General features: G+C 75.2%; 12 protein-coding genes. 2 read left to right on the top strand and 10 right to left on the bottom strand.

The annotated features are described in order from the left end of the window. Window positions 1-3 precede the first annotated feature (3 nt). From ABD160_RS08835 to ABD160_RS08790, 10 genes are all read right to left on the bottom strand, one after another. Complete coding sequence (locus ABD160_RS08835; RefSeq protein ID WP_344020297.1) at window positions 4-684, bottom strand: SDR family NAD(P)-dependent oxidoreductase; 681 nt, start codon at window positions 682-684, stop codon at window positions 4-6. Further along, the gene (locus ABD160_RS08830; RefSeq protein ID WP_344020295.1) at window positions 681-1,898 is read right to left on the bottom strand and encodes a sialidase family protein; all 1,218 of its coding nucleotides are present in this window, start codon (window positions 1,896-1,898) and stop codon (window positions 681-683) included. Before ABD160_RS08830 ends, ABD160_RS08835 begins: the two co-directional genes overlap by 4 nt. After that, the gene (locus tag ABD160_RS08825; protein WP_344020293.1) at window positions 1,895-2,722 is read right to left on the bottom strand and encodes an ATP-binding cassette domain-containing protein; all 828 of its coding nucleotides are present in this window, start codon (window positions 2,720-2,722) and stop codon (window positions 1,895-1,897) included. The genes ABD160_RS08830 and ABD160_RS08825 overlap by 4 nt, the downstream gene beginning before the upstream one ends. Then, window positions 2,719-3,534: an ABC transporter ATP-binding protein gene (locus tag ABD160_RS08820; RefSeq protein ID WP_344020291.1), complete on the bottom strand. Its 816-nt coding sequence runs from the start codon at window positions 3,532-3,534 to the stop codon at window positions 2,719-2,721. The genes ABD160_RS08825 and ABD160_RS08820 overlap by 4 nt, the downstream gene beginning before the upstream one ends. Further along, the gene (locus ABD160_RS08815; RefSeq protein WP_344020289.1) at window positions 3,531-4,475 is read right to left on the bottom strand and encodes an ABC transporter permease; all 945 of its coding nucleotides are present in this window, start codon (window positions 4,473-4,475) and stop codon (window positions 3,531-3,533) included. Before ABD160_RS08815 ends, ABD160_RS08820 begins: the two co-directional genes overlap by 4 nt. Further along, complete coding sequence (locus ABD160_RS08810; RefSeq protein ID WP_344020287.1) at window positions 4,472-5,464, bottom strand: ABC transporter permease; 993 nt, start codon at window positions 5,462-5,464, stop codon at window positions 4,472-4,474. The genes ABD160_RS08815 and ABD160_RS08810 overlap by 4 nt, the downstream gene beginning before the upstream one ends. A 3-nt stretch (window positions 5,465-5,467) precedes the next feature. Beyond that, window positions 5,468-7,045: an ABC transporter substrate-binding protein gene (locus tag ABD160_RS08805; protein WP_344020285.1), complete on the bottom strand. Its 1,578-nt coding sequence runs from the start codon at window positions 7,043-7,045 to the stop codon at window positions 5,468-5,470. 186 nt (window positions 7,046-7,231) lie between these two features. Beyond that, window positions 7,232-8,017: a DeoR/GlpR family DNA-binding transcription regulator gene (locus ABD160_RS08800; RefSeq protein WP_344020282.1), complete on the bottom strand. Its 786-nt coding sequence runs from the start codon at window positions 8,015-8,017 to the stop codon at window positions 7,232-7,234. Between the two features lie 4 nt (window positions 8,018-8,021). After that, complete coding sequence (gene pdxA / locus ABD160_RS08795; RefSeq protein WP_344020280.1) at window positions 8,022-9,065, bottom strand: 4-hydroxythreonine-4-phosphate dehydrogenase PdxA; 1,044 nt, start codon at window positions 9,063-9,065, stop codon at window positions 8,022-8,024. Beyond that, window positions 9,062-10,276 (bottom strand): four-carbon acid sugar kinase family protein, encoded by a 1,215-nt coding sequence (locus tag ABD160_RS08790; protein ID WP_344020278.1) that lies wholly within the window; start codon window positions 10,274-10,276, stop codon window positions 9,062-9,064. The genes pdxA and ABD160_RS08790 overlap by 4 nt, the downstream gene beginning before the upstream one ends. 319 nt (window positions 10,277-10,595) lie before the next feature. Here ABD160_RS08790 and ABD160_RS08785 point away from each other — a divergent pair, with 319 nt between their 5' ends. Together ABD160_RS08785 and ABD160_RS08780 are read left to right on the top strand one after the other, a co-directional pair. Beyond that, on the top strand, window positions 10,596-11,570 hold the full coding sequence (locus ABD160_RS08785) for an aldo/keto reductase (protein ID WP_344020276.1): 975 nt from the start codon (window positions 10,596-10,598) through the stop codon (window positions 11,568-11,570). A gap of 11 nt (window positions 11,571-11,581) precedes the next feature. After that, a complete protein-coding gene (locus ABD160_RS08780; protein ID WP_344020274.1) occupies window positions 11,582-12,337 on the top strand; it encodes an HpcH/HpaI aldolase family protein in 756 nt (251 codons plus the stop codon). Window positions 12,338-12,408: the final 71 nt, after the last annotated feature.

Genomic DNA, 12,408 nt, shown 5'->3' with positions numbered 1-12,408 from the left:
CGATCAGCGGGGCAGCGACGTCCCCGCGCAGACCGTGATCGTCTGCCCGGTGATCGCGCCCCCGTCCGGCCCGACCAGCAGCGCCACCAGCGCCGCGACCTCGGCCGGCCGGACCCGCCTGCCCAGTGGTGGCAGCAGCGGCGGGGTCGCCGCCCGGCCCGGGTCGGCGAGCATCGGGGTCTCGGTCGGTCCGGGCGCCACGACGTTCACCGTGATCCGGCGATCGACCAGCTCCGCCGCCCAGGACCGGGCCATCCCGGCCAGCGCTGCCTTCGTGGCGGCGTACTGGCTCTTGCCCGGCGCGCCGCCCGCGGTGCGGCTGCCGATCAGCACGATCCGGCCGCCGCCGGTGATCCGGTCGAGCAGCGCCCCGGCGAGCTCCGCGGCGGCGGCCACGTGCACCCGCCACATCAGGTCGCCGTCGGCCGCGTCCAGCGAGCCCAGCCGGCCGGTGCGCTGCAGCCCGGCCGCGTGCACCAGCGCGTCGACCGGGCCGAGCCCGGCGACGGCGCCGGGCACGGCGGCCGGCTCGGCCAGGTCGGCCGGTATCCAGCCCAGGCCGTCCCGGGGCTCCGGTGCGCCGCGGGACAGCCCGGTGACCCGCCATCCCTCGTCCAGCAGGCGGCCCGCGACGGCGGCGCCGATCCCGGAGCTGACCCCGGTGACGACGGCGTGCCCGGTCACCGGCCCGCCGTCCCCGGCGGGCCGGCGGGCGCCAGGTGCACGTGCCGGATCGCCTGCCGGAAGTAGGTGTAGGCGATGTCCAGGCCGCCGTCGGCGGCGACCCGGATGCTCGGGTAGGAGAACTCCCGGTTCCGTTTCCCGCGCGAGTCGTTGACCAGGCAGAACCCGTCCCCGGTCTGCAGGTCGCGGCGTTGCGGCCAGGTCCTGCCACCGTCGTCGGAGATCGCCAGGGTCATCGGGGCGCGCGGGGCGCCCCAGAACGCGCCCTCCCGGACCGTCTCGCCGGACCCGGCCCCACCGACCCCTCCCGTGTCGTCGATCTCGTCGTACAGCGACGCCCGGCGGGCGGTCGCGTCGGCCCGGCTGCTGGGGTTGCCGACCAGCGCGAGCCGGCCGTCGGGGAGCCCGGCCACCTGGATCGAGGAGTTGTTGTTCGGCAGGTCCACCGGCTCCGGGACGGACCAGCTGCCGCCGTCGTCGTCGGAGACCGAGCGGTGCACGGCGTCGGCGCGGCGGCTGCGGTAGAAGGCGGCCAGCGAGCCGTCCGGACGGGGCACGATGTTCATGTGCACCTGCCCGGTGCTGTCCGGCACGCCGACCTCCCGCCAGCTGCCGCCCGCGTCGTCGGAGACCAGCACCGCGGAGGTGTCCAGGTCGCCGGCCCAGCGGCCCTCCGGCGGGGTCACGCAGTGCCAGATCGGCAGCAGCCAGCGGCCGGAGCCGGTGACCACGATCGGCTGCCGCACGAAGACACCGCCGTCCGGGCCGGCCGGGAACAGGGTGCGATGCGGGCCCCAGGTGCGGCCGCCGTCGTCGGAGGTCCGGACGCGGACCTCGGCGGTGTCCTGGTTCCCGGCGATCTGCGCGGTCCACAGCAGCCACACGGTGCCCGACGGCGCGACGAACAGCAGCGGGTTCTGCTCGGACCGCTCCGGGTCGCCGGACAGCGCGACCGGCGCGCTCCAGCGCCGTGCCCCGGGCTCCAGCCGGGAGTAGCGCACCCGGATGTCGGGGACGCCCTCCTGGGTGCCGCCGAACCAGACGCAGCCCAGCGCGCCGCCGGGCAGCTCCATCAGGTTCGCCGCGTGGTTCTGCACGTCCGGCGCGGGCAGCAGCGCGTCGGTCCGGTCCGGCTCGCCGGCGTGCGCGCGCAGCACGCCGTCGGTCGGTCCGGGCAGCTCGGCCGGGGTGGTGCCGTGTTCGGTCGTGGTCATCGCGGCGAACCTCCGGACGGTGCGGGCACGGCGCCGGCCAGCGCGGCGCGGGGCTTGCGGCCACGGATCGTGGACGGGTCGAGGGCGGCGGCCCGCAACCGGCGGGTCACCTCGTGCGACGGTGCGGCGAGTACCTCGGCGGTCCGGCCGGACTCGACGACCCGGCCCTGGTCCAGGACGACGATGTGCTCGGTGATCTGCCGGACGACGCCGAGGTTGTGCGCGATCACCACGAACGTCAGGCCGGTGTCGCGTTGCAGCTCGCGCAGCAGGTCGAGCACCTGGGCCTGCACCGAGACGTCCAGCGCGGAGGTCGCCTCGTCGCACACCAGCAGCTCGGGATCGCTGGCCAGCGCCCGGGCGATGCCGATCCGCTGGCGCTGGCCGCCGGAGAACTCCGACGGCCTGCGCTGTGCGGCAGCCGCCGGCAGCCCGACCCGGTCGAGCAGCGCGGCGGCGCGGCGCTCGCGCTCGGCTCGCCCGCGCACGCCGCGCAGGGCGAGCGGTTCGGCGACGATCCGGCCCGCGGTCAGGTGCGGGTCCAGCGAGCCGTACGGGTCCTGGAAGATCATCTGGACCTTGCGGCGGTGCGGGCGCAGCGCCCGTTCCGGCAGGGTCGCGACGTCCAGGCCGTCCAGCTCGATCGAGCCTGCGGTCGGCCGGATCAGCCGGACCAGGCAGCGGGCGATCGTGGACTTGCCGCAGCCGGACCCGCCGACCACGGCCAGCGAGCCGCCGCGCGCGACGGACAGGTCGACGCCGTCGACGGCCCGGAATCCGGCGAAGTCCACGGTCAGCCCGCGGACGTCGAGGTGCGGGTTCATGCCGGGACCTCCTCGAGGGTGGGGACGGCGGCGACCAGCGCGCGGGTGTACTCCTCGCGGGGCGCGCCGACGACCTGCTCGACCTCGCCGGACTCGACGAACACGCCGGCCCGCATCACGTGGATCCGGTCGGAGACCAGCCGGGCGACGCCCAGGTCGTGGGTGATCAGCAGGATCCCGATGCCGGTGCGTTCCTGCAGCTCCAGCAGCAGGTCGAGGATCCCGGCCTGGACGGTGACGTCGAGCGCCGAGGTCGGCTCGTCGGCGACGAGCAGCCGCGGTTCCCCGGCCAGCGCGATCGCGATCAGGACGCGCTGCAGCATGCCGCCGGAGAGCTGGTGCGGGTACGACCGCCACTGGGTCGCCGGCCGGGCCACGTGCACCTGGTCCAGGAGCGCGATGCCGCGGTCCCGGACCTGCGTGCGGGAGAGCCGGGGATGCCGCAGCCGCAGCGCGTGGCCGAGCTGCGCGCCGATCGAGTGCACCGGCGACAGCGCGGTCATCGGGTCCTGCGGGATCAGCGAGACACCACGGCCGCGCACGCCGTCCAGCGCGGTGCGGTCGGCGAGCACGTCGACCGGGTCGTCGTCGCCGAGCCGGTACCGGACCGAGCCGCTGACCACCGCGGACCCGGCGGGCAGCAGGCCGAGCACGGCCATCGCCGTCGTCGACTTGCCGGAGCCGGACTCGCCGATCAGGGTGACCGTCTCGCCGGGCCCGACGTGCAGGTCGACACCGTCGACGGCGCGCACGATCCCGGTTCCGGTCACCAGCTCGACCTGTAGCTCACGGACCTCCAGCAGTGGGGTCACCGGTTCGCTCCCTTCCGGAACGCGCCCAGCAGGCGCGGTCGCCCGATCCCGTCCGGCCGGTCGCGCAGACCGTCGCCGAGCAGGTTGACGCCGACCACCAGCAGCACGATCACCAGGCCGGGCAGGGTGGCGATCCACCACGACGTGGTCACGTAGTCCTGCCCGTCGGAGACGATCCGTCCCCAGGTGGCGAACGGCCGCTCCGGGCCCGCCCCGAGGTAGGACAGCGCGCTCTCCAGCAGCACGGCCTGCGCCAGCAGCAGGAGCACGACCAGCGACGCCGGCTTCACCACGTTCGGCATCACGTGCCGGGCGAGCACGGCGAGCCGGCCGAGACCGAGCGTGCGGGCCGCGTCGATGTAGGGCTTGCCGCGTTCGACGAGCACCAGCGACCGGGTCAGCCGGAACACCTCGGGCCACTGCGCGACCGCGATCACCGCGGTGATCACCGGGATCGACGAGCCGAACAGCGCCACCACCAGCAGCAGCATCATCAGCAGCGGCAGCGCCATCTGGGCCTCGGCGAGGCGGGAGGCGAGCGCGTCCACCCAGCCGCCCAGGAACCCGGCGAGACAGCCGAGCACCAGCCCGATGAGGCCGGAGACCAGCACGGCGAGCACCCCGACGGTGAGCGAGACCTGACCGCCGGCCAGCACCCGGGCCAGCAGATCGCGGCCGAGCTGGTCGGTGCCGAACAGGTGGCCGTCGGTCAGCGGCGGCAGCCGGCGCGCGGAGAGCTGCTGCGCGTCCGGGTCCGGCAGCGGCAGCACGGTGGCGAACAGCACGGGCAGCACCACGAGTGCGGTGCAGACCGCGCCGGCCCAGATCTTGACCCGGGACGCCCTGGCCCGGCGGTGGGCGGGGGACGCGGCGGCGAGGGCGGGGGTGACGGCCGACGGCCGGGCCGGTCGCGCCGTCCGGTCCGGGAGGGTGGTGCTCATCGCGCGGACTCCTTTCCGAGCCGGACCCGCGGATCGAGCAGCGGGTACGCCAGGTCGATCAGCAGCTGGACACCGATCGCGAGCGCGGCGGTGACCAGCACCGTCGCCTGGATCAGCGGGTAGTCGCGGGTCTCCAGGGCGCGCACGACGAGCGAGCCGACGCCGGGCCAGGAGAACACCACCTCGACGACGACGACGCCGTTGAGCATCGCGGCGAACCGGGTCCCGAGCGCGGTCAGCACCGGGATCGCCGAGTTGGCCATCGCGTAGCGCCAGATCAGCGACCGTTCGCCGGCCCCGCGGGACCGGGCGACCGTCAGGTAGGGCGAGGCGAGCGCGCCGGTCATCTCCCGGCGGACCAGCCGGGAGATCAGCGCGATCTGCAGCACGGCGACGGTCAGGGTCGGCAGCACCAGCCCGGACCAGGTCGCGAAGCCGGAGGCGGGCAGCACCGGCACCAGCACCGCGAACACGGTGAGCAGCATGATGCCGCTCCAGAAGTCCGGCATCGACTGCCCGGCGACGGTGAGCACGTTCGCGCCGAGCTCGCGGCCGGTGTCGGCGCGGCGCGCCATCCACACACCCAGCGGCACCGCGACCAGGGTCGTCACCAGCACCGCGGACACGGCCAGCGTGATCGTGTACGGCACCCGGTCGAGCACCACGTCCAGCGCCGGGGCGCCGAAGGAGTAGCTGGTGCCGAGGTCGCCGGTGAGCAGGTTGCGCAGGAACGTCAGGTACTGGGTGAACAGCGGCTCGTCCAGCCCGAACTGGGCGCGCACCCGCTCCAGGTCCTCGGTGCTCGCGGTCGGCCCGGCGTAGGCGGCTGCCGGGTCGCCCGGCGCCATCCGGACCAGCAGGAACACCGTGGACACGGTCAGGAAGATCGTCAGGACGCCCTGGCCGACCCGGGTCAGCGCGTACCGGGCGAGCCCGGCGGCGCGGGACGGGCCCGGCCGCGGCGGGGCGGTGAGGGTCGCGGTCGCCATCGCTCAGGCCTCCAGCCGGACGGACGAGATGTCGTAGGAGTTCGTCGGGAGCAGCTCGACCCCGGACACCCGCTGCCGCCGCGCCAGCACGACGTCCGGGACGAACGCCCACATGCACGGCCAGGTGTCCCAGATCCGGCGCTGGGCGTCGGCGAGGGCGGCGTCGCGGCGGGCCGGGTCGGTCTCCGCCGTGGCGGCGTCGATCGCACGGGCGACCTCGCCGACGACGTAGCCCTGGTAGGTGTCCCGGGTCGCCTCGGCGGCCGGGGTGCCGCCGAACATGCCCTGCAGCGCGGTGCCCGCCTCGCCGGTCGGCCCCGGGTAGCCGTTGCCGAGCACGTCCCAGTCGCCGCCCCGTCCCTGCCGCCAGGCGAGGATGTCGCCGCCGGGCTGGAACTGCTGCAGCCGGGTCCGCACGCCGACCTGGCCGAGCATCGCCGCGACCGACTCCATCACCGCGGTGTCCGCGGGGAACTCGCCGGTCTCCCAGATGATCGTCAGCTCCAGGTCCCGGACGCCCGCGGCGTCGAGCAGCTGCCGGCAGCGGGCCGGGTCGTAGCGGTACGAGCCGGTCTCGACCGCACCCTGCAGGGCCGGCGCGACGACGCCGCGGGCGGGGGAGACCGAGCCGACGAGCACGTCGCGGGCGAGTGCCTCGCCGTCGATCGCGTAGCTGAGTGCCTCCCGGACGGCGGGATCGGCGAGCGGGTGCTCGGGGGGTTTGCGGAAGTTGTAGAAGAGCTGGTTGATCCGGTTCCCCGGCGAGCGGTCGAGCGCGACGGCGGGCAGGCCGGCGAGCTGCTCGGCCGAGTCCGGGGTGATGGAGTCGATGACGTCGAGCTCGCCGGAGCGCATCGCGACGACCCGGCTGGACTCCTCCGGCACGAACCTGACCTGCACCGACTCCAGCGGCGGCGCGGCGCCCCAGTAGTTCTCGTTGCGGACCAGCGTGTAGTTGCCGGTGCCGCCGTCCGCCTCGGCCACCCGGAACGGCCCGGATCCGATGCCGTCGGTGAGCTGTTCGGGGCGGTTCGCCGCGGCCGGGGTGACGAGGATGTTCGCCATCAGCAGGTCGAGCACCGGCACCGGCTGCGCGGTGCGCAGCCGGAAGGTGCGGGCGTCGACCGGCTCCACGGTGGGCAGCTCCGGGAACAGCCCGACCACGAACGACCCGTTCACGCCGGCGTAGCTGCGCAGGGCGGTGTCGACGTCGGCGGGGGTGACCGGGCTCCCGTCGGAGTACCGGACGCCCTCGCGCAGCCGCACCGTCCACTCGGTCGGCGCGGTCTGCTCGAAGCGTTCGGCGAGCACCGGCTGCGCGACCATGCCGGGCGCGACCCGGGTGAGTGCCTGCCGGACGGCGCGTTGCACGGTGATCGCGCCGTCGAACTGGTTGAGCTTGTTGTCCAGGCTGGCCAGCGACCGGTTCAGCCCGAGGACGAGGGTGCCGGGGCCCGGGGCGCCGGTGGGGCCGGCGCAACCGGCGAGCGGGGCGGCCGCGGCGCCGGCGGCGGCGAGCGCGGACCACCGCAGGAACGCCCGGCGGTCCAGGCGTGGGCCGGCCTGTCGGTTCAGGGTCATCGTCGACCTCCGGAGGCGGATGGGGACGGGATCGGCGGCGGGCCGCGCGATCCGCATGAGGACGGTCTCACGTGATGCGCATTTCGCGCAATACAGAGTTAGTTCCGCGTGTATCGCGCATATCGGGGCACAGCGGGACAGCGGTTGCTGCTCGGTGACGGTCAGTCGCGCGAAACGCGCAGTCGCTCAGGCAGCGCCGTCGGCCTGGGCCACGGACACCCCGACCCCGGACGCCCGCAGCGCGGCGAGCTGCGCTGCGTCCGCGGCCGGATCGGTGATCAGCGTCCAGCCGGGCTCCAGCCGGGCCCAGGCGTGGAACGGCCGCCTGCCCAGCTTGTCGGCGTGCGCGAGCACGTAGACCGCGGCCGCCCGGCGGGCCATCAGTTCCTTGAGCCGGGTCTGCGCGAGCTCGGCCTCGCACAGCCCGCCGTCGGTGGTGACGCCGTCGGCCCCGAGGAAGGCCCGGTCGAACGTGAGGTGCTCCAGAGCGGCCTCCGCGAGCGGGCCGACGAAGCCCTGGCTGACCGGGCGCAGGGTGCCGCCGAGACAGTGCACGGTGACGCCGTCGGCGTCGGAGAGTTCGCCGAGTGCGGTCAGGCCGGTGGTCACCACGGTGAGGCCGGGCATGGTCCGCAGCTCGTGGGCCAGCGCGCCGACGGTCGAGCCGGCGTCGAGCAGCACGGTCTCGCCGGGCCGCACCAGTGCGGCGGCCGCCCGGGCGATCGTCCGCTTGGCCCCGAACGCCTCGCCGATGCGCTGCCGCAGCGACGTCTCCGGGTGCGCGGACAGCGCCATCGCACCGCCGTAGGTGCGGGCCAGCCTGCCCTCGGCGGTCAGCTGGGCGAGATCCCGGCGGATCGTCGACGCGGTGACGTCGAAGACCCGGGAGAGCTCGTCGACGCTGGCCAGCCCGGACGTCGTCGCGAGCCGGACGATCTCGTCCCGGCGGGCCCGGGATCCGCGCGGCGGCATGCGGTCACGCTACCGGCCGCGCCGCGAGTTCCACGGCCTGGCGCAGCGCCTCGACCATCGAGCCCGGATCGGCCCGGCCGGTACCGGCGATGTCGAACGCGGTGCCGTGGTCGACCGAGGTGCGGATGACCGGCAGTCCGACGGTCAGGTTCACCCCGTTCTCGATGCCCAGCACCTTCACCGGCCCGTGGCCCTGGTCGTGGTACATCGCCACGATCAGGTCGTAGTCGCCCCGGCCGGCCAGGAAGAACGCGGTGTCGGCCGGTAGCGGGCCGCGGGCGTCGATCCCGTCGGCGCGCAGCACCTCCAGGGCCGGGACGATCTTCTCCTCCTCCTCGCCGTAGCCGAACAGGCCGTTCTCCCCGGCGTGCGGGTTGATCCCGCAGACCCCGATCCGCGGCGCGGCCACCCCGGAGCGGACCAGCGCGTCGTGCCCGCGCCGGACGGTCCGCTCGACCAGGCCCGGCTCGATCCGCGCGACCGCGTCGATCAGGCCGATGTGGGTGGTCACGTGCACCACCTTCACCGTCGGGGTCGACAGCATCATCGACACCTCCGCGGTGCCGGTCAGGTGCGCGAGCAGTTCGGTGTGCCCGGGATAGTGGTGCCCGGCGGCGTGCAGCGCCTCCTTGTTCAGCGGTGCGGTGCAGATCGCCTGCACCGCACCGGCGACGGCGAGTTCGGCGGCGGCCGCGACGTAGCGGTACGCGCCGTCGCCGGCGGCCGGCGAGACCTCGCCCCACGGCAGGTCCGCGGGCAGCTCGCCGACCTGCAGCACGCACACCCGGTCCGATCCGGGCTCGGCGGCGGCGACGTCGTCGACGGTCGTGATCCGGGCCGGGTGGCCGAGGATCTCCGTGGCCCGCCGGAGCCGGCCCGCGTCGCCGATCACGACCGGGCGGCAGCGGCCGAGCACGTCCGGGTGCACGAGCGCGGGGACGATCACCTCGGGTCCGATCCCGGCGGCGTCGCCCATCGTCACGGCGATCGTCGGGAGGGTGCCGAGGGGCGGCGGGGGGCCGGTCGGGTGGGTGGCGGCGGTGGTCATACGGCGGCCTTCCGGTCGGTGGGTGGGGGGAGTACGGCGGCGGCCATCGCCCGTAGCGAGGTGTCGTCGCCGAAGCTGCCGGGACGGGTGACGACCTGGCGGCCGGTCGCGGTGCGGCTGCGGACCGCGCCGTGCGCGACCGCGCCGAGCGGTTCGAGCCGGTCGACGCCGAGCGCGTCCAGCACCCGGCGGGCGGTCTCGCCACCGGTGAGCAGGAGGTGCGGTGGTGCCGGGCCGCCGGCCAGGGTGACGGCGGCCCGGGTGAGGGCCTCGGCGACCGCGACCGGGTCGCCGGCGACCCGCGGATCGGGGCGGAGCACGGTGATGCCGGACCGGGACGCACGCGGGGGATCACCGGGTCGCAGGTCGGCCGCGCCCTCGGCGAGCAACAGCTCCACCTGCCGGGCGGCGGCCGGCTCGGCCGAACCGACGACGGCGAGCACCGGCCGGACCGGGCCGCGCGGTGCGGGCCCGGCGCCGAGCCCGGGCCGACCGGTCACCCGGCCGAACGCCGCGGCGAACGCGCCGGACCCGGCGGGCGCGGCACCGGTCGCGATGACCGCGCCGGCGATCAGGTCGAGATCGGCATCGGTCGCGGCGTCGCACACGACGACCGGATGCCGGGCGGGTGCGGCCGGCGCCACTCCGTGTGGCCGGCCGCGCCGTGCCTCGGACCCGGCACCGGCGGCCCGGGTGAGCGCGGTCCGGAGCCCGGCCACCGGGTCGCGGCGCAGCGTCCGGACGTCGACGACCGGGCAGCCGGGCAGTCCCAGCGCGGCCGGTACGTCCGGCGGTGGCGAGCCCGGTTCGAGCTGCCAGGCGGCTGTCCGGTGCAGTGGCTCGGCACCGAGGTGCACGACACCGTCGCGGACCGTGCGCCCGGCCGCGGGCAGCGCCGCGGCCACGACCACCGGTTCGTGCGTCGCGAGCGCCCCGACACCGGCCGCGACGTTGCCGCGCAGCAGCGAGTCGATCTTCAGGAACGGCCGGGTGCCGGGCGCCGCCACGGTGAGTGCGTCGGCGGTGCGCCGGGCGGCCTCGGTCGCGTCGACGCCCCGGCAGTGCAGGTCGACCACGGTGAGCCCGGCCTGCCGGAGCGGTGCGCCTGCGTCCAGCAGGATCGTGGCGGGCTCACCGGGCGCGGCCAGCACGGCGGCGGCCTCCGCAGCGCCGGACAGATCGTCGGCGAGTACGAGGACGGGCTGGTGCACGGCACCTCCGTGACGGGGTGGTCGGTCTCGGCGCGGAGGGCTGCGCCGATGCTGCTCATCATGCATCAATCGCGCGCTATCCGCGAGGCTAATCTGCGTGTTGTGCGCATCCAACACGTGTGAGTGCGTCGCCCGATCGCCCGGTCTGCGGCTATCTACCTGGCATATCTCGGCCCTTCGGCGCTCTCCCGACGTCTTGCGCACAGTGCGCAGAATGTGTCATGTTCTGCGGGTGCCGGGCGCACCGCGCACGGCCTGCCAGGGTGTCGACGACCGCCACGACCGGCACCGCCGAACCCGTCAGCTGAGGAGACGCGACATGCAGACGACCGAGGTGCCGGGAACCGGCCCGGTGTCCCGCCTGGTGCTGGGCACGATGAACATCGGCGACACGGTCGACCGCGACACCGCGGCGACCATGCTCGACGCTGCCGCCGAGGCGGGCATCACGATGATCGACACCGCGAACGGCTACGCCGGATCGCGCTGCGAGCAGATCCTCGGCGAGCTGCTGCGCGACCGGCCCGGCCGGTTCCGCGTGGCCAGCAAGGTCGGCATCCCGCACTCCGACGCCGGGGGAGCGCCGCCGCTGTCGCGCAAGGCGATCCACGCCTGCATCGAGGGTTCGCTCACCCGGCTCGGTGTCGAGCGGCTCGACGTCTACTACCTGCACCAGCCCGACCGTGCCACGCCGATCGCGGAGACCCTGGAGACCGTCGCCGAGCTGGCCGACGCGGGTACCGTCGGCGCGCTGGGCGTGTCCAACTTCGCCGCCTGGCAGATCGCCGAGCTACGACACGCCGCGATCGCCACGGGCGCCCCGCAGCCGGTGTTCTCGCAGCCGCTCTACAACCTGCTCGCCCGCCGGATCGACGAGGAGTACGTCGAGTTCTCCCGGACCGCGGGCCTGTTCGACGTCGTCTACAACCCGCTCGGCGGCGGCCTGCTGTCCGGGCGGCACTCGTTCGACGCGCCGCCGTCGGACGGCCGGTTCGGCTCGTCCGGGCTGGCGACGATGTACCGCGACCGGTACTGGAACGAGGGCCTGTTCCGGGCCGTCGAGGCACTGTCCGGGGTCGCCGCCGACGCCGGCCTCGACCTGCCCGAGCTGGCCCTGCGCTGGCTGGTCGGCCGGGAGAACGTCGGCGCGATCCTGGTGGGCGCGTCGAAGGTCGAGCAGTTGCACGCCAACGTCGCCGCGGCCGAGCGCGGCCCGCTCCCGGAGGACGTCATCGCGGCCTGCGACGCCGTCTGGGCCGACCTGCGCGGGCCGGTGCCCGCCTACAACCGCTGAGGGGACCTGTCATGAGCAACGGCTTCGCCGCCCGGCTGCGCGCCGGGGAGAAGACGATCGGCTACTGGGTGGTGCTCGACAACCCGGTCGGCACCGAGCGGATCGCCCGCACCGGCTACGACTACGTCTGCATCGACGCCCAGCACGGGCTGGTCGACTCGCGCGCGGTGCTGTCGACGATCACCGCGGTCGACACCTTCGGCGTCCCGAGCATGGTGCGCGTGCAGGCCAACGACGCGTTCTGGATCGGGCAGGCGCTCGACACCGGCGCCCGCGGCGTGATCGTGCCGATGGTCGACTCGGTCGCCGACGCCGAGTCCGCGGTCGCCGCCACCCGGTACCCGCCGGTCGGGCGGCGCAGCTACGGCCCGATGCGCTCGCAGCTTCGGATCGGCCCGGTCCCCGCGGCCGCCGACGAGGAGGTGGCCTGCCTGGTGATGATCGAGACGCCGGACGGTCTGGCGAACGTGAAGGAGATCGCCGGGGTCCCCGGGGTGGACGGCCTCTACGTCGGGCCGTCCGACCTGCGGCTCGCGCTCGGCGGGAGGTCCTCCACCGACCCGGACCTCGACGAGCGCTTCGAGCAGGCGCTGACCGAGATCCTCGCCGCCGCCGCGTCGGCCGGGATCGCCTGCGGCATCCACTGCCCGGACGGTGCCACCGCCGCCCGCCGGCTGGCCCAGGGGTTCAGCTATGCCAGTGTCGCCTGCGACCTGGTGCACCTGGAGCAGGCCGCCCGGGCGCACCTGGACGCGGCACGGGCCTGACCGGCCTCGCACGGCCGGCTCGTCGTCCCGTCGCCGGTCGCCGGTCGCCGGTCGCCGGTCGCGCGGTCGGC

Origin of the sequence: Pseudonocardia kongjuensis (assembly GCF_039526905.1) — a bacterium.
Taxonomy (GTDB): domain Bacteria; phylum Actinomycetota; class Actinomycetes; order Mycobacteriales; family Pseudonocardiaceae; genus Pseudonocardia; species Pseudonocardia kongjuensis.
The sequence above is the reverse complement of the archived record's forward strand: the minus strand, read 5'-3'. Positions and strand labels throughout refer to the sequence as shown.